This window comes from Mesorhizobium sp. M5C.F.Ca.IN.020.29.1.1 (assembly GCF_003997375.1).
Classification (GTDB): Bacteria; Pseudomonadota; Alphaproteobacteria; order Rhizobiales; family Rhizobiaceae; genus Mesorhizobium; species Mesorhizobium wenxiniae.
In genome coordinates this window covers 1-18231 of sequence record NZ_RZSW01000011.1, presented here as the reverse complement: position 1 = coordinate 18231, position 18231 = coordinate 1, and the positions used below count along the sequence as shown (strand labels likewise).

The window sequence follows — 18231 nt, the reverse complement described above, 5'->3', positions numbered from 1 at the left end:
CTGGCGACGGAAGCCGTCTTTAATTGGGATCAGGCTAGGCACTTGTGTTCTCATGCAGCGCGATCGCCTCTTCCAACGATAGACTTCCGTGCCAACTCCGCCGTTCATTTACCCAAGATTTGCGATTGAGGTCGAGGTGTTGTCGCCGTTTCGGCGGGTAAGATGGGGTAGGTTATCTTAGGAACCTCTCCGGTCAGCGAGCCAAGGAATGCAACGAGCAGGTCGATTTGTTCGTCCGTCAGTTCTTCGCCGAGCTGGGTGGCCGCCATGATGGTGACGGCCCGCCTCAGATCCCAAACCTTGCCAGAATGGAAATATGGCGCGGTGAGTGCCACGTTGCGCAGCGGCGCAACGCGGAAAACATAGGAATCCTCGGCTGCATCGGTGACGGCAAGTCGGCCTTTGTCGTTCTCCGGCAGAACGTCGACGCTAGGCTTCTCAACAAGGCCGAATGGGTAGTAGCCTTCCCCGCCAAGGTTGGTACCGGCATGGCAAGATGAGCAGCCCTTGTCCATGAAAAGCTTCAGGCCCTGTTTCTGTTCAGAACTCATGGCGGCGGCGTCGCCATTGAGGAAAGCGTCGAAGGGGGCGGGCGTGACCAGTGTGGTCTCAAAGGCTTCGATCGCCTTGGCTAAGTTGTCGAAGGTGACGCGATCGACCTCACCAGGGAAAGCTGCATTGAACCAATCGACATATTGCGGCATCGACTTGAGCGTTTCGACAACTTGGTCCGGTGTGTTGGCCATTTCGTCACCGGCTTGTATCGGTCCTTTGGCCTGAGCCCTCAGGTCTTTGGCGCGACCATCCCAGAACTGCGCTTTGTTGAAGACAGAGTTAAACACGGTCGGCGCGTTACGCCGCCCCTTCTGCCAAGCATGGCCGATTGAAGTTTCATGATTGTCGTCGCCGCCGGTCGCCAAGTTGTGGCACGAGTTGCACGAGAAGACGCCTGACGACGACAGTCGTGTATCAAAGAACAGCGCCTTGCCGAGGGCGATCTTCTCCGGTGTGATCGGGTTGGCGACCGTCGGTGTGGATGGCAAGGGCTTGAAGGTGGCCAGTGCTGCTTCTTTGAGGTCGGGGATCAGTTGCGCAGCAAACGCGGTGGCTGCCGGCAACGCAACCGCCATCGCAATGAACAGAACTTTCATAAATGGTTTCCTTGCGGTGTGCACGGAAACCATTCTCCACATTAGGTTGGCGGACGCCTTGCGCTAGATCAGCGGATCGAGAGGATAGGGCCTGCGGCCAGGTTCGATATGGAATCGAGCGGCAGAAGCCGTATTTGGGGTGTCCACCGCTCCGACAGCGGATTCCAACAGGTGGGGCCCGCGCCACGCAATTTGGTGCTCAAGGTTCCACGGCTCGTCGCCACAATGCCACAGCAACGCCAACGTGTTTCATGCGGCCGAAGGTTTTCTGGCGCGTCGAATGCACGGCTCATGTTATCGAAGTTAAGCTTTGTGCGTCTTCGGCTCCTCCTGTTCCGAATTCAAATGGACGAGATCGGAAATGAAAGTCAATCAGCAACCAGTTGCGGGACAGCCATTACCAGGCAGATCAGCGTTCGCGATCGCGTGATACGACTCGATGATCTCGATGCTGGACGACCATCGAAATAATCATGTCGAGAAGGAAGTGTCTCCCAGAAAGAGCTGCAGGCTTTGAAGCCTGCTGTCCCGATCAGGAAGTCGGTGACACCGGACTACATCATCTCCCTTGAGGACGGGAAGAAATTCAAATCACTAAGGCGCCATCTGTCGACCCACCATGGTATGACCCCGGACGAATATCGCGCCAAATGGGGGCTGCCCGCGGATTATCCCATGGTCGCACCGAATTATGCTGCGGCACGCGCGGCATTGGCCAAGACTATGGGGCTCGGCCGCAGACCCAAAGAGCCGGAAACGTCAGCGCCGGCTGCTGTAAAGCGGACCCGCAAGAAGGTCGCAGCTTGATTCATCTATTCTAATAGATTCGTCTGGACCGCGGCTGCATCGGCATAGAACGTGAAAAGGCGGGGACCATCCCCGCCTTGCTTTCGTTACGTGCCGGTCATTCCGCCCTTGCCCGGGCGCAGGAGAAATTCAGCCAACTTTGCTGAGGTTGCTGGCAGACGACTTGCCAGTGCGGCGGTCCTGTTCGATCTCATAGTTGATCTTCTGGCCGTCAGTGAGGGTCGAGAGTCCCGCGCGTTCCACAGCGGAAATGTGGACGAAAACATCCTGACCGCCATTGTCAGGCTGGATAAATCCAAATCCCTTGGTGCTGTTGAACCACTTTACCGTTCCGGTCGCCATAGTCGTATTCCTTTGTAACGATTGCAATGTGGGCAGGCCATAAGCCAGTCCGTTTCATATCCGAGATTTTAGGGGCAGCAAAAGCGAAAATTGAAAAGCCCGGTTCAAATCGCAAAGCGGCTCGCAAGGTCCTCATGACCGCCCCCTATCGCAGGAAGCATCTCCCGCGCTGGCGCTCGTAACGCCTAAAGAGACAAGCGATGCCTGCAACGCTTCTGCAGAACCCCGTCTACCACTGGTTTTCGAATCGTATCATGGGACCTGCCATCTACCTATGTGGGCAAGGATGCGCTGACGACCCAGCAACCACGGGCGGCGCGCGCTAACGCCACGGCCGCTGATCGTCGGACCATCAGGTCTCCGAAATCAGAAGCAATCGCCGAGTCGATCGGCCACTTCCTACTTGATCTGAGGACCTTGGTGTTTGTGATAGGAGCTGCCCGAGAGAGATTCCACAATCCGGCGTGCCGGTTGGTGCGCGTGAGATTGAGCAGGATCAAGCTGCTGTTGGGTAGCAAATGTGTAGAGGCGACACGCAGCCGCCGGCCGTATTCAGGCAGATGAATTGGACCTTCCCGAAGGAAAGACAATCCGGGCCCTGCGACGAGCAGAGCGCGTCGACGGGCGTGCGGCTGCCTTGAGTAACCCTAAGTGACCCGTGCAAGGAGTTCTGCCGAGGGTGGTCCGTAAATCGACGTGGCGACAGTTCCGCCTCAACTGGATGTTTGATTCCAAGCTTCGGTGGGCATCCTTAGCTGAGGCGTTGCAGTGTCACAAGCGGATTCACGCCCACGCGTAGCCAGCAACTTTTGCGACTCCATAGGCTTCAATATTTGGCGCAGAATTTTGCTGAACTGCGGTTCATCTTTGGATAGTTCCTTTAAGACGCCGCAAGGCATCTCGGGAGGGATCTGCCAGCTCGACGCTACGCCGTTCAGCTAGCCCGCCTTTGACCTTGGCTACTTCTTGGTGCTCCGGCCATCCGGTCCGGATCTGGCAGCGCTGCCGCCCAGAATGCGGTACAGCTTCGATTCGTTGAGCAGCTGGGCGAGACGGGCATCGGCAAGCGCTGTCTCAGCTGCGCGGCGGCCCTCCTGCGCCTCGAGCCAAGTAGTGAGGCGGATAGCACCCGACCGGTAACGGGTCTCGTGCAGCTGCTCAATTTCCTGCGCGGCCGCTAGGACATTGTGAAGGCGTTGCACCCGTTCGGCATAGTCGGCCCGTGCACCGAGTGAATTGGCAACTTCGGAGAAGGCCGTGAGCAAAGTAGCGCGGAATCTGAGGACCTCTTTTTCATACTGTGCCCTCGAAACCGCAACCTGCAGCTTCATGTCCTTGAAATTGAGGAAGGACAAGGCAGCGTTTGCACCTAACCTAGCAACGGGATTGGAGATGAACGCGAGCAATTGCTCGCCGCCGGTGCCGAGTGTGCCGGTGAGTGAAATCGCCGGATAGAAACTAGCCCGAGTTTCATCAACGTTCTTCAGCATGGCACGGAGCCTTGCCTCGGCGGCTCGCAAGTCTGGGCGACGTGCGAGAAGGTCGGCCGGCAGCCCAGCCTGGATCGGGGGCAGCTTCTTGCTCGGCAGGCGCTGCGGCTCTGGAACAGGGTTAGATGCGCCATTCAAGAGCCCAACGAGGGCGTTCCGCAGTACAAGGCGCTCCTGTTTGCGCGTCGAAACCGCCGCCGCCAGCTCCTCGACCTTTTGCTCGGCCTGCTTGAGGTCTAGGTATGAAACTGCACCGGCCGCAACCTGGGCGCGCACAAGCGCCCGAGTCTGCTTGGCATGGTCAAGGCTGGTTTCCGCCGACGCGAGCGACTGATTGGCGTGCGCGATCGTGAAATACGCGTCGACGGTTCCGGCGATAGCTAGGAGGCGCGCGTTTTCGTAATCTTCCGCTGTCGCGGAAGCCTCAAAATCCGCCTTGTCCCTCTTTGCCGCAAGCTTGCCCCACAGATCAATCTCATAAGATACACTGGTGGAAGCCGACCACGACGACGAGGCGACCTTGTCGTTGAGAGATTGGCTGGTGCTCCCGCCGACCTGGCCGTCCAGCTTGGGGAGTAAGGCGTGCGCAGCGATATCTGCCTGAAGTCGGGCAGGATAAGCGTTAGCAGCCGCGATGAGGACTTCATTATTTCGGCCGATGACGTCGCTGACAAGCTTGTCGAGATTGGCGTCTCCGAACGCCAGCCACCAGTGGTCGTTGCTGGCCTGTGCAGCGCCTCCAGCCGCAGCGGTCGACCAGTGGGGCCCGGCTGGAAGTTCGGGGCGAAGATATGTGCTCGATAGGCTGCAACCGGCGAGCAAGACAAGGCAGCCGGGTACGATCAGTCTGATGGGCTTCATTTTCAATCTCTTGAGCGCGCGTCTAACCGGACCTAGGCGCAAGGCGTTGCGGCCGGCGAAGAAAGATGAGGCGGATGCAGACCGCCAATGAGAGGCTTGTTAGCGCCAGCAGCCATGACGAGGACCTCGTAGTTTTCGTTGATAAAAAGCTCGAACGTCAGCCAGCAGTGGTCTGCCGTGGCGTGGATAGCACTTGCTTCCGCAGCGGTTGGCCAGCGGGCCGCCGCGGGGAGTTCGGGCCAGGATATGTGCTCGACAGGCTGGTGCAACCCGCGAGCAACAAAGGACAAGGGTAAGATCCATCGGACGAGCGTCATTTTTCAGTCTCTTGACAGCGCATCTACGGGATTCAGGCGAGATGCATTACGGGCAGGAAGGAAGCCAAAGATCAGGCCGATCCAGAGCGCTACTGCGCAGGCAACGACAATAGCGTTGGCGGAGATAATCATCGCAAACTCGCTGTCCGGCCCGCCCAATACGGTTGCGATGCCGAGCGCGAGTGCCACCCCGAGAATTGAACCGGCGGTGCATATTGTGACGGCCTCAATCAGGAACTGAAGCATGATGTCGATCCGGCGCGCTCCAACGGCCATGCGCAAGCCGATCTCGCGGGTCCGTTCCGTAGCGGAGATCAGCATCATGTTCATGACACCAATGCCTCCGACAAGCAGCGAGATCGCAGCCACGAAGGAGGTCAGTTGCCATATTGTCTGAGATGTGCCTTCGACCGACTTAAGCCACTGATCTAGGTTGTCAACAATGAAGTCCTTTGTGCCATGCCGACGAGTTATCAGGCCGACGACGGCGCGCTCGGCGACAGCCGTGTCGACAGAATCGGCGACCCGAACCGTCAGGACGTCAAGACTTGAATCGGCACCCTCAAGTCTGCCTTTCACGGCCGTATAAGGAAGTAAGACCTCCAGCCGGCTGTCAAACCGAAACGCCGGTGGGGGCGCAAAGACGCCAATAATAATGACGGGAACACGCCCGATCAGGACGATGTTTCCGAGCGGCGATTCGTCGTTAGGGAAGAGAGTTGCGGCCATCCTGTCATTGATCACCGCTTCCTGGCTGCGCTCAGAGATAGCTCCGGCTGAAAAGAATGAGCCCTTCAGCAACTTGAGAGCTTTGACCTTAAAATAATCCTGGCCGACGCCGGTGACTGTCGCCGCGACGGAGATGGGCCCAAAACCAATTTGTGCGGATGTTCGGACTTCCGGGGTCACGCTATCGACGTAGGAGTGGTGGGCGAGCGCATCGGCATCCGAGACGACCAGGGTCTTGATGCTCGAAGCACCCTTGTCACCAAAATGGCGCCCCGGAGAGATCTGCAGGGTGCTGGCTCCAAATCCTCCCAAATCGCGCAGAATTTTCTGACGGGCGCCCTCGCCGAAACCGACGGTCGCCACAACTGCCGCAATGCCGATAATGATGCTGAGCATTGTGAGGAAGGTACGCACGCGATCGGCAGCCATGGATCGTATCGCCATCGGAAAGGCTTGCACCAGGCGGCGCCTGAACCCCGAGAGCGAACCGACGGGCCTGCTGTCTTGGAACGCCGGCGGCGCATTAGTCTTCTGATCCCGCGTCCGGCGGTCGGAAAGGATCACTCCTTCTCGGATTTCGATGATGCGGTCAGCGTGACTTGCGATCTCCATGTCGTGAGTCACGATGATGATGGTATGACCGTCGGTGTGAAGTTCCTTCAACGTATCGAGGACGGTTTCGCCGCTCTTCCTGTCTAGCGCCCCTGTCGGCTCGTCGGCAAGTATGATGCGGCCGCCATTCATCAATGCGCGGGCAATCGAAACCCTCTGTTGCTGGCCGCCGGACAGCTGGTTCGGACGATGGTCGAGACGATCACCGAGACCCAGCCTGCGCAGAAGAGATCTCGACCTTTCCCGGCGTGAGCCGGCGTCGAGGCCGGCATAGACAGCGGGCATCGCCACGTTGTCGGCCGCGCTCAGCGTTCCAAGAAGCTGATAGTGTTGGAAGATGAAGCCGAAATGTTCCCGTCTCAACGCGGCAAGATGGTCCGCGGTCAGGCCGGCAACGCTGCGGCCGGCGACGCGATAGTCACCAGAACTCGGCTGGTCCAAGCAACCCAGGATGTTCATTAGCGTCGTTTTGCCCGAACCGCTTGCGCCAACGATCGCCACCAGTTCGCCACCAGCGATAGAAAGGCTGACGCCGGCCAGCGCCATAATGGTCTCGTCTCCGGCAGCGAAAACCCGCGAGACGTTCTCGATTTCAAGGAGTGCAGTCATTTCATCACCACGGGCCAACATTGGTTCCCGTTCCCACGGCAGGGATGACAACTTCATCACCGACGGAGAGGCCATCGAGTACCTGCGCCTTGATTTTGTCGGTCAAACCTATTGTCACCAGGCGCTCGGCGAGTTCGCCGGTTGGCGTGCGAAGCTGCACGCGGTAGCGACCATGCGCATCAGGCTCCGTCAGAGCCGACCATGCTACGAGTGGTACGTTCTCGGCCTGGCCGGAAATAACCGTAACCAAGGCGTTCATCTTTGGCCGAAGCCGCCCTTCCGGGTTCGGTGTGGAAAAGAGGCCGTTGTAGTAGACTGCCGCCGCTTCGATTTTTCTGGAGCTCGGCATGCTATCATCGGCAATCGATGGAGGCGCGGGCTCTATCTCTTCCAATACGCCTGAAATAGGGTCTCGAGTGCCCCCCAGGATTGTGAAGCGGAGGTTCTGGCCTGGCTTTACACGCGCTATATCGATCTCCGATATCTGCACGCTCACCCGCATGACGTCGAGCTGTGCAAGAACCACAATCGCCGGCACGGCCTGGCTTGAGTTCAACGTTTGACCCTCTTGAGCCAGCACAGCAACAACGACGCCGTCCATGGGCGCGCTTAGCTTCGTAAGGTCGAGGGTTGCACGAGCCTCCTCAACCGCGAGCGTCTTCTCATCGATCTGCGCTTCAAGTTGCTCGACTGACGCCTCTTGCGCAAAAAACATCGCTTGCGCTTTCTCCAGTTCGGCCGCCGATCCTGCCTTGTTCCGGCTCAGGGTCTTCTGTCTCAGGAACTCCAATTCGGCCTCTTTCAGTCGTATTCCGGCTTCCTTGCGGCTCGCGTTGGCACTGACGAGGTTGGCTTGGGCGGTGAGTAGTTTGTGCTGCTCTTTCGTAGGGTCAATTTCGGCGATCAAGTCTCCAAACTTGACCGCTTGACCGAGCTTTACATGCAGTGCCTTCAATTGGCCCGACGTTTGGGCGCCAACCCTAACCTCACGGAGAGGTGCCAGAACACCGTTCGCAAGGACACTCTCCTCGACCGAACCGAGTATCACGCGTTGCGTGAGGACATGATCGCGCGTTTTGTGTTCGAAAGCTCCGGTCGCGGAAGCGATAGCAAACGCCACCGGGACGATCCCTAAGCCCCAGACGAGCATCCTTTTTTTACCCTTCAGCAACGCTCAGCTCCTCTCAGAAGACATTGTTTTTGCCATGGCTTGCCGCGGAAGCGGCATTGACTCTCATTGACCGACCCGAACAGAGATTGGCTCCGGCAAGAGCTTTTTCTGCTGCGAAGTGGCGACCGACGCGGAAGCGTGATTGCGAACGCGGGCACACGGCGGCTGTGAAGATGATAGTGAAGCACCGGGCGAGCATTCATTGTCTTTGGAGGCAATTAGCAGCAGCAGGCCCAGCGCTAACGCGATTGGACCGAAGAGAAGGCTCGCCGGAACAACCCTCCTTCCAATGCAATTGCGAATTTTGGACTTTTGCTTTGGCCGCATTCTGGGAACGGTTTCCTGTCAAGCGACGCATGAGAGGCGCACGCATACATCTGAGTGGCATGGCTTCGAACGACGTTCTGGCTGTACTGAAGCTTCCGAGGGCGCCGCCGATATCAACTTGATTTGAGTCGGCATAAGATCAGCAGGCGGTCACGGGCCTCCTCGACCCTTTGGATGCTCGAAAGGCGTCACTTGTAACCAGACGGTCATAGCCACGAGTGCTGTCTAGGTCAGCAAAGCAATCACCTTCGGTGCTCCCAATGGATGGGCCGAGATGGCGCGTTCAGGCTTGAGAATCATGTACTGAGGATATGACAGTGGATCCTTGGCATTGCGGGCACATGTAAAAGGCGGAATTTTCGATGATGAGGTCCGCAGCGACTCAACGGCATCGGACGAGCCGTCTTCCGTCTAAAGCGACTGTATCTGCCTTCGGGCCGATTCAAGCTTGATCAGTACCGTTTGGCGGGGCCGCCATTCGGCGATCCCAACGTCGGATTTGCCGCCGGCCAGTGCAGCGACGACGGTGGTTGCGTTAAGAAAATGTGCCGAGATCAGGATGGCGTTCATAATGGCCTTCTAATCGTTTGTTCCAATGACGGCCCTTCTGACACCCGTAGCTGACAGCAGCCTGAAAGCTTCCAGACATTTGTGCCACGGGGGGTTCAGCGTAGTGTCAGGTTCTGTCAGTAAGGTAAGGATCCTGCCCTCGAACTGGAGCTCGGCACCTCTGATGCACATACTGCTCGTCGAAGACGACAAGGACCTTGGCAGTGCTGTACGCGAAAATACGATGGCTGATGGCCACGCGGTCGATTGGGCCAAGGACCTGTCCGAAGCGCGGGGCTACGCAAGTGTGGTCTCCTACGAGCTTGTTCTGCTCGACATTCACCTGCCAGACGGCAACGGCATAGACTACGTGCGGGAGATGAGGAGGAGGCTTGAATCGACACCGGTCATCATTGTGACAGCTCGCGATCAGGTCTCGGACCGTATCAAGGGGCTCAACGCAGGTGCCGCCGACTATTTGGTCAAGCCGTTCGATCTCGGCGAACTTTCCGCGCGCATTCACGCCGTGGCGCGTAGTCATGGGCAGTTCCCGGAGCCGATGTATTCTGTCGGGACGCTGTCCATACACTCGGCCGAGCGGCGGGTCGTCCGCGATGGGCAGACGGTCTACCTGACTGCACGCGAATGGACAGTTCTCAACTGCCTTCTGTGCCGGCCCCGGACGGTAGTTTCGAAGGCGAAGATCGAGGACGTACTCTTTTCCTTAGGTTCGGAAATTGAGAGCAATACCGTGGAGGTGTATGTTAGCCGGATCCGCAAGAAGATCGGCGCGGACCGAATAGCGACAGTGCGTGGCTTCGGGTACAGGTTCGTAGTCACATGACGAACCCGCACAGCATAACCCGCAGGCTGATACTGTGGCTAGGCGGCGCAATGCTTCTGGCCTGGTTTTCCGTCGTCGCCAGTGCTTGGTTCAGCCTGAGCAAAGTTAGCAACGAACTCTCCGACGAGTTCCTGGAGCTAGCTGCCAAGAAGATGGAGCCAACGATGATTGAAGTGCTGAAAGGGAAATGGGACGACGATTCCATTCGTAACACGCTTCAAAGTGCACCCAATTTCGAAAAATTTTGGACCTACCGGTACAAGCTTTGGAAACGCGGGAAAGTGATCTTGATTTTGGGAGACGTGAAGCCGTTCCCTGATGCTCCACTGCGTAAAGGCTTTTCGCAAACCGTTACTGACCGCGTCTATACACTGGAGGTCCAACCTGGCAACTTTCTTCAGGTGGCCGAACCACTCCATGTTCGCCGCCAGACAGTCAATAGCGGCCGATTGCACGTCTTCAATTTCGTCTTAGTTTCGGTGGTCGTGATCCTGCCCTTTAGTATAGCCCTCTTATGGTTCGTGATCCGGCGGTCGCTGGCGCCCATCGAAGTACTGCGACAGGAGATCGGATTGCGCGACGGCGGCAATCTCTCACTGATGGGATCCAGCGGCCTGCCGGCAGAATTGGCCCCCATCGCGGCCTCCGTCGATCGGCTTCTCGAACGTCTGCAGACGACCCTCGATGCCGAACGCGAGTTCGCCACAAATAGTGCACATGAACTGCGCACGCCGATCGCAGGCTCGCTCGCTCAGATGCAGAGGTTAGTGGTCGAAATTCCGCAGGGCCCGGCGAGAACGCGTGCGCGCGGTATCGAGAAATCGCTGTCGAGTCTTGGCCACCTTGTCGAAAAACTGCTTCAACTCGCGCGGGCCGAATCGGGGATCGGCATCGCAGACCACGCGATCGATCTTATCGAAATGGTTCGGCTAGAAATCGATGACCTTGGGAAAAAGCCGCAATATGCCGGACGCCTAATCCTTGATGTGGACAGCTGCCCCACTTTGATGCGTAAAGTAGACGTAGATGCGTTTGCCATCCTCCTTCGTAACCTGATCGAGAATGCGCTCACGCATGGACTGCCCGATACTCCGGCAAGAGTTTCCGTCCGAACTGATGGAACCATTGCCGTTGCAAACGCGGGACCGGTGGTGCCCCTCCGAGATCTTGAAGCGATAACAAAGCGATTTAGGCGTGGTGCCACTCCAGCGGCGGGCTCAGGCCTTGGCCTACACATCGCTGATATGGTTATCAAGCGGATAGGTGGCACTCTTGACTTTGCTTCGCCTGCCCGTGGTCGCGATGATGGTTTTGAGGCGGTCATTCGCATCCCTCGATGACACTGGTTTGCTGCAGCGACCAACTTGGGCGTAAGGAAGGTTTGTACGCTGCCGGTCGACGACGAGAATGTCGGAATGGCTGGTGACCAAACCTGCGGCGGCCCGCGCCAGAGGAAGTCAGCTTTCGCCGCGGCACCCACATCCCGATTCACTGGCACGGGACAAGTATCCCGCGGCCTTTTTGAAGGCCAAGGCGCTTCGCCATCAGTCATGACGTCGACTTTCGACCGCATTCGACATGCGAGCCAGTTATAGGATAATATAATGCGTGTTCAACGGCCTTTTTCGGTAACGAGAAAGTGGTCTATCCTATTCGCCTAGACGGTTTTTTTCATTTTCATTATCAGCATTCGAATCCGAGTCGCTGATGTTGTCGATGGGAAAATATACCGTGGTTAACAAAACTTAGGCCCCGCAGGATCCACGTCGCGCAAATCGTTGGTAGCTTTCAGGCTACTGTCAGCTGGCTCTGCCAGAACGATTGTTGTTGGGGGAGCAAACCGACAGGAGATTCTTATGAACTAGGAGACCTTGTCAATACCGTCCGACGTGCCGATCGCCAATGGCAAACGACACCGGATCATGCGCAAACACGTAATGAAACGAGAGAAAGATACGATGACTCCATCACCAAAAAATGTGGCCGCCCCGGGCCTCCCGAAGCCGTCGACGAAATTTCGGTCTGAGTGGCTGCGAACGACGCTTGCTGCGATCGCGCTGGCCCTGGTGACCACCGCTCCGGCTCCGGCCGACACTTACAGAAGCGGATGGGAATGTGAGATTTTCCCTGAATCTGTGGAGTGCACGATGTGGGAAAAAGGACCACTCGAATCAAACAAACAAGACGACCAGCAAGCTAAGTACTAGGCCTATGTAGGTTGCTGCGGTCCGGATTTGGCCGCAGCAACCCGGTCGGGCTGCAGCAGAAGATCAATGCGCGGCGACGCTGCCGACGGGCGCGGGCCTAGCGCTAGCCACGCCGCCAGCGATCTTCTGTCGTGAATCTGCTCATCCTGCTGGCGAGCACCGCCATGCCCCAAGTGACGGGGAAGATATCGTGTTAAGCGGCGCGCGCTTCCCCATAAGCCGGCGTTCGATGTCCGACAATGTCGGATCCGCAACATAGCAGAGTCTGATTACTCCATTGCCGAAACGAGTTTCTCGTTTGGCACGGTTCGTGCGCGGTCCCGCAAACGCCTCACAGACTAAGGAGAAGCCATCCCATGACCACCAACCAAACAATGCCCCTCACGTTGATTCACTTAAAAGATGATGCTCGAGTCAGGCCTCGCAACATGCTGATGGCTCATCTGGCTCGGGGCTGCCCACCGCCCCACTCTCTCCCACTAAGTGCGACGAGCACGCAACAGCCTCAACATAAGGGACAACTCACTTTGCCTCAAACTTTGCCCATCGGCCGGTCACGACAACAGAAGCCATCAGCACATCTTCAGTCTGGCTGGCTGCGCGGGACACTTTTTGCGACCGCGCTGGCCTTCGTGAGCACCGCTCCGGTTCTGGCGGCTACCGATGACATCAAGGCGACGGCTTTCCTGCTCGACAACGGCATGGAGGTTGTCGTCATCCCCGATCACCGCGCGCCGATCGTCACCCATATGGTGTGGTACAAGATCGGCAGCGCCGACGAGCCGCCGGGTAAATCCGGCATCGCGCATTTCGTCGAGCATCTGATGTTCAAGGCGGCGACGATCAACCATGCAGCCGGCCAGTTGGACCGCGCGGTGGTCGAGATCGGCGGCTCGCACAACGCCTTCACCTCCTATGACTATACTGCCTACTACCAGACGGTGGCGCCTTCCGCGTTAGAGCAGATGATGAGCTTCGAGGCCGACCGCATGTTCAACCTCAGCATCACCGATGATGATATCCAGACCGAGCGCGATGTGATTCTGGAGGAGCGCCGCTCCGGTGTCGACAACGATCCGGAGGCGCTGCTGAGGGAGGAGATCGACGCCACGCTCTGGCAGAACCAGCCCTACCGAATACCTGTCATCGGCTGGATGCAGGAGATGGAGAAGCTGGACTGGCCCGACGCCAAGGCCTTCTATGACGAATATTACACGCCCAACAACGCCGTGCTGGTGGTGGCCGGCGATGTCGAGCCTGAGACGGTCAAGGCGCTGGCCGAGAAGACGTATGGAACGGTGCCGGCGGCTCCTGGTCTAGCCCGCATCCGCCCGGTCGAGCCGGTGCAGAACACCAGGCGCACATTGACGCTGACCAACGAGCGCATTTCAGTGCCGCGCTTTTCCACGCAATGGGTGGTGCCGTCCTATCGTACGGCCTCACCCGGCGAGGCCGAGGCGCTCGACCTGCTAGCCGAAATCCTCGGCGGTGGCACCCGCAGCCGGCTGTACCAGCAGTTGGTGGTGAAACAGGGCATTGCCGCCGAGGTCGGCGCCTATTTCGAGGGCGTCATGCTGGATGCCACCAGCTTCATCATCTACGGCTCGCCGCGTGGTGCGGCCAAGCTCGCCGATCTCGAAGCGGCGGCGGATGCCGAAGTTGCCCGCATCGCCAGGGATGGCGTCACTCGCGACGAGCTGGACAAGGCGAAAGACCGCTATGTCCGCTCGGCAATCTTCGCCCAGGACGAGCAGGAGTTCATCGCCAACATCTACGGCGCGACGCTTGCCACCGGCGGCAACGTTCAGGACGTCCAGCAATGGCCGGACCGCATCCGCAAGGTCTCCACAGATCAGGTCAAGGCCGTAGCCGCCCGCTATCTCGCGTCCGACCATTCAACCACCGGCTATCTCTTGCCCAAGACAGAGAATTGATCTGATGGCAAACCAAATCCGCAACATTGCACAAGCATTGGCCTCTCCGGCTGAAGGAGGGAGGGCCGCGCGCCTCACCACCTGGCTAGCCATCCTTCTCGTGTCCATTTTCTTCCTGATTTGGCCGGCTCTCACCGCCCGTGCTGCGATGAACATCCAGGAGGTGAAATCTGAAAAGGGGATCACCGCCTGGTTGGTTGAAGACCATACGCGGCCGATCGTCACCATGGATTTGGTCTTCGACGGCGGCACCACCCAGGACCCGGCCGGCAAGGAGGGGCTTGTCAATTTGATGACCGGCTTGCTCGACGAGGGCGCCGGCCATTACGACAGCGACGCCTTTCAGGTGCAGCTCGACGATGCCGGCGCCGAGATGAGCTTCGACGCGCGACGTGACGGCACCCATGGCTCGATGCGCATGCTTTCCGAGCACCAGGACGCCGCTTTCGATCTCATCAGGCTCGCGTTGAACAGGCCCCGCTTCGATCAGGAGCCGGTCGAGCGCGTCCGCGCCCAGCTTCTCTCCGGAATCATCGCCAACGAGCGGGAACCTCACGCAATCGCTGAGCTTGCCTGGCGGCGCAGACTCTACGGCACGCATCCGTATTCCAGGCCAGACGAGGGTACCAAGCAAAGCCTCGCCCGCATAACGGCCGCCGATCTAAGCGCCTTCCACAAGTCCGCTTTCGCCCGCGACGGGCTACACGTGGCGGTCGTCGGCGACATTGATGCCAAGGAACTGAGTGCAAGGCTAGACCAGTTGTTCGGTGATTTGCCTCAGAAGCAGGCGCTCGCGCCCGTACCTGATGTCACCCCGAAGCTCGGCCAGTGGATCTTGGTCGCATACAACCTGCCCCAGACTTCGCTCCAGCTGGCTTTTCCCGGCATCGGACGCAGCGATCCGGAATTCTTTGCCGCGCAGCTTATAAACAATATACTCGGAGGCTCGCCCATGACCTCACGTCTATTCCAGGAAGTCCGCGAAAAGCGCGGCCTTGCCTACGGTGTCTCCTCTAAGTTGGAAAGGTACCAGCATTCCAACACGCTAGTCGTGACCACGTCGACGCGCGCGGACAGGGCGACCGAGTCGCTTGACCTGATAAGACAAGTAATCAAGGAGTTGGCGGACACAGGGCCAACAGCGGCCGAGCTCGAAGCGAGTAAGAAGTATCTGAGCGGCTCCTATGCTATCGACCATCTGGGTTCCTCCAGGTCGGTTTCCGCCACGCTTGTCGAGTTACAGCTCGAGAAGCTCGGCATAGACTACATCCAGCGCCGCCCGGCCCTCATCGAGCAGGTGACGCTCGACCAGGTCAGGGCGGCGGCGAAGAAGCTGCTTTCGGCCGAGCCCACCATTATGGGCGTTGGCCTGCGCCTCGGCGCTGTCCGATGACGGCGAATAATCTCTGGGGCGCCATAGAAACAGCACATAAGTACGTTGTGCCCTTTCATGCATGTCTATTTGTAACATCTAGGTAGGCGTTCGACTCCATGCAGTGCGGAACGTGTGAGTTGACCACATGTCAAAGGGGAGAAGGAGGTTGCACCTGAAGATGCATTAGGACGTATGATGATCTTTCGTTAGTTTGCACAAAAAGGTCTGCACATCTCTGCTGCTTCTCAATTCCCTTACCTGGCCGATGGCGAGGCCACCGAACGACGTGAGCCGGTGGAACTTGGTCGCGTTGCCCTCTTCCGGCCTCGGTCTGGTCAGTAGAGGCAACGAATGTGATTGGCGACCTACAGACGAGGAATCGAGGCCCTCGTGCGCTATTTCAAGGGCACAGCTATCAGATCATCCCGTCGATAATTCGCTTTGCGATCGCTCCGGCCATGCGGCCGAGGCGGACTTCACAATCGAGCAAGTCGTAATGGTGACCGGCCACAAGGCGACGGTAGAAAATCTGCTCAAGAATGACCGCTTCTAGTGCAACCTACTGGTTCCGATAGAGGAAACGAGCAGCAGGATTGTGACCGTTGAGGACCTTAAGCTAGGAGTCAAAAGCAGCCTTCGCCGAGGCTGACTGGCTGTCGACTTTCGTCTTGGCTCTTTCAAGGACATTGGGGCGAATGTCCGTGGCAAGTTAAGGCCGCTCCAAACTTTGTCCAGAACTGCATCCGTTCTAAAAGCCCAGCGCCTTGCGGAAAGTAAGCTCTTCCACGAAATGTATGCGGCCGCCACTCTCGCGAAGCTTCCGGGCTTCGATAATCTTAGTTCCCTGATGACTGTGGAGCCAATCGCGCGAGGCGATGGCGGCTACGATCAGGTAGTCGGTGCTGCGGGAAATGCTCTTGGAGACAAGCCCTCCCCGCTCCACGATCCATCCTTCGATAATTTTTCGAGGCCCCAGACTGAAGGCACCCGTCACCACAAATCCCGAGTTCTCGAACACCAACATGCTCGCATCTCTCAGGACGCCGTCTATCGATGGCGTGTTCCCGTACGTTGGCAATCCTGTGTCTGTGCAGCTATCGCCGACCAATCGAACTATCCATTCGGCGATGTCTTCTTCTTCCTCCATCGATAGATGCCCGTCCGATATCGCCTTAACAGCTACGCCCTTCAAAGCCGCAATCCTGGCGTCCTCGAGCAGCTGAGGATTCCGGTCGATGCGGTCGATCAGCTTTTCGACTTCCTTGATCTTCAGGCGATTGTCGCAGGCGATCCCGGCACAAAAGCCGAAGAACCTGTTGCAGCAGTCATTTGAGCTGCTTTCGGAGAACGGCCTCAAGCGATAGTCAACGATTCCGGAGATGATCTCGAAAATCTCCCTGTGGTAGTCCCCATATGCGGTGTCGAGGTCCTGGATGAGATCAGCGGCGTCGGTGTCGCCAAAAAGCTGGAGGAACTGCTCGGCCTCGGCTCGGATCGAGGCGACCTCCAGGCTCTCAATGGATTCGCTGGCCAGGACACCCTCAAGAAAACCCAGCCAGTATGCCTCGACCTTCCGACCGTTGCTCTTGGCGTGTATTCGCCCAAGCGCAGATCCGCCGTACTTTAACTCCGCCATCATCCCCTCCCCTGAAGAGCAATTCTGAACATATTGGTGACTGGTCTTCGGCACAATGCAGTAATTTCACAAAGACTGAACTGCCTCCGAACACACATCAAAAAAAGACGACAGCATTCGCCTTTTTTCACTACGGCCCCGCTGACCAATGCGACGCTCGGCGCGCTGTTCGCCAGATTATTCAGTGAAGTATCTGTCTTCTCAAGCGCTTCGCGGCCCACGCATGTGCGCCCCCTCTCCCGTGTTTCGTCTGTTTCACACTTCAGCCGCTGCTACCAAGTCGGCGTTGGGCGATTGTACCGATACATCGCATACTATTGATCGGGGTAAGTGTCCGGAAGCGACAACACCCAGAGGAGTGCGTCAGTGCCGTCGAAAGAAGCTGCGGAGCTGAGTTTGCGTCCTAGATGGAGCCTGACGGACAACGGCATTTCGTATCCGTTCCTTAGATCGGGCGAGAGTGCCGGGCGAGAGGTTTTCGGGTCTTTGACGAGTTCCGCCACGTCAAGGAATTTCGACGCGTAGTTCTTGAACGAATGATTTTCGCTGTGGAGGAAAGGAGGCGCCTGACCTCCGCGATCAATGCAGGCGTCTCGTCTGTGGCGGCATCCACGAACAGGCGACGCTCAAGGCCTTAGAAAAACAGGAAGACATACCAATGCCGAGCCTCGGGTCGTTCCTTCCGCACGCGCAAGCCAGTCGAGATAGGTCCGCCCGGCAATCTGAGGGAGGTTCGAATAGAGGGCCAATATGGCAGGAGGTCGCCCACCAGGTCGCTGCCACACGGCGCGACAGTGCACGACGGATCCACCAGGCAATTGTCGCCGCGGCCCGAACTCGATCCGATGAAGGTACCGCCAAGGTAGAACATGCCCGCATCGATGGAGATTCCGTTCACCTGCACGCTTTCTCCGCGCTGAATCCATCGGGCTGGACTCTCGACCGGAGTGAACCTAGCGCTAATTGGCGGAGACGGCGCTGCCAGCCCCCGGTATTGATCCGAGCCTTCGGTAAATCTTTGACCGGGATTGTTTCGAGGATCGATACGCTTCCGAGATGGAACCTCAGACGAATCTTCGACGACGCTGCTACGCGTTGTCATAGAGAGCCTGTCGCCAGGCGCGCCGGCAAATTGCGGAGAATGATCGCGATTCCCGGCGGCGTCCGCGCATCACCAGAGCACCGGGAACTCCTCGAACCCGCCAGTGATGATCTCCTTGCGCAACTTCAGTTCTTCGGGCGCCACGGCCAGGCGCAGCGCGGGAAAGCG

General features: G+C 58.0%; 11 protein-coding genes and 1 pseudogene. 5 read left to right on the top strand and 7 right to left on the bottom strand.

Annotated features, from left to right (window positions below; all coding sequences use genetic code 11):
* Positions 1-104 precede the first annotated feature (104 nt).
* Entirely contained in the window at positions 105-1151 is a 1047-nt protein-coding gene (locus tag EOA85_RS02130) for a cytochrome-c peroxidase (protein WP_206523224.1), read from the bottom strand.
* 507 nt (positions 1152-1658) lie between these two features.
* On the opposite strand from EOA85_RS02130, the pseudogene EOA85_RS02125 reads away from it, so the two are divergent.
* A pseudogene (locus EOA85_RS02125) lies at positions 1659-1958 on the top strand (MucR family transcriptional regulator); the annotation flags it as partial.
* A 129-nt stretch (positions 1959-2087) separates the two neighbouring features.
* Here the strand turns inward: EOA85_RS02125 and EOA85_RS02120 are convergent.
* The 5 genes from EOA85_RS02120 to EOA85_RS37225 form a co-directional block, all read right to left on the bottom strand.
* Positions 2088-2300, bottom strand: a complete 213-nt coding sequence (locus EOA85_RS02120; RefSeq protein ID WP_127208168.1) for a cold-shock protein — start codon at positions 2298-2300, stop codon at positions 2088-2090.
* 959 nt (positions 2301-3259) lie between these two features.
* A complete protein-coding gene (locus EOA85_RS02115; RefSeq protein ID WP_127208167.1) occupies positions 3260-4651 on the bottom strand; it encodes an efflux transporter outer membrane subunit in 1392 nt (463 codons plus the stop codon).
* A 320-nt stretch (positions 4652-4971) separates the two neighbouring features.
* On the bottom strand, positions 4972-6918 hold the full coding sequence (locus EOA85_RS02110) for a MacB family efflux pump subunit (protein ID WP_127208166.1): 1947 nt from the start codon (positions 6916-6918) through the stop codon (positions 4972-4974).
* A 4-nt stretch (positions 6919-6922) separates the two neighbouring features.
* Positions 6923-8089 (bottom strand): efflux RND transporter periplasmic adaptor subunit, encoded by a 1167-nt coding sequence (locus tag EOA85_RS02105; RefSeq protein WP_245485567.1) that lies wholly within the window; start codon positions 8087-8089, stop codon positions 6923-6925.
* Between the two features lie 738 nt (positions 8090-8827).
* Complete coding sequence (locus tag EOA85_RS37225; protein ID WP_164759450.1) at positions 8828-8986, bottom strand: hypothetical protein; 159 nt, start codon at positions 8984-8986, stop codon at positions 8828-8830.
* Between the two features lie 163 nt (positions 8987-9149).
* Here EOA85_RS37225 and EOA85_RS02100 point away from each other — a divergent pair, with 163 nt between their 5' ends.
* The 4 genes from EOA85_RS02100 to EOA85_RS02080 all read left to right on the top strand — a co-directional run bounded on the left by EOA85_RS02100 (position 9150) and on the right by EOA85_RS02080 (position 15343).
* Positions 9150-9809: a response regulator transcription factor gene (locus EOA85_RS02100; RefSeq protein WP_127208165.1), complete on the top strand. Its 660-nt coding sequence runs from the start codon at positions 9150-9152 to the stop codon at positions 9807-9809.
* A gap of 50 nt (positions 9810-9859) precedes the next feature.
* Positions 9860-11149 (top strand): HAMP domain-containing sensor histidine kinase, encoded by a 1290-nt coding sequence (locus tag EOA85_RS02095; RefSeq protein WP_164759449.1) that lies wholly within the window; start codon positions 9860-9862, stop codon positions 11147-11149.
* Between the two features lie 1223 nt (positions 11150-12372).
* Positions 12373-13950, top strand: a complete 1578-nt coding sequence (locus tag EOA85_RS02085) for a pitrilysin family protein (RefSeq protein ID WP_245485566.1) — start codon at positions 12373-12375, stop codon at positions 13948-13950.
* A 4-nt stretch (positions 13951-13954) separates the two neighbouring features.
* Positions 13955-15343: a pitrilysin family protein gene (locus EOA85_RS02080; RefSeq protein ID WP_127208162.1), complete on the top strand. Its 1389-nt coding sequence runs from the start codon at positions 13955-13957 to the stop codon at positions 15341-15343.
* A gap of 730 nt (positions 15344-16073) precedes the next feature.
* Here the strand turns inward: EOA85_RS02080 and EOA85_RS02075 are convergent.
* The gene (locus EOA85_RS02075) at positions 16074-16964 is read right to left on the bottom strand and encodes a BRCT domain-containing protein (RefSeq protein ID WP_127208161.1); all 891 of its coding nucleotides are present in this window, start codon (positions 16962-16964) and stop codon (positions 16074-16076) included.
* Positions 16965-18231: the final 1267 nt, after the last annotated feature.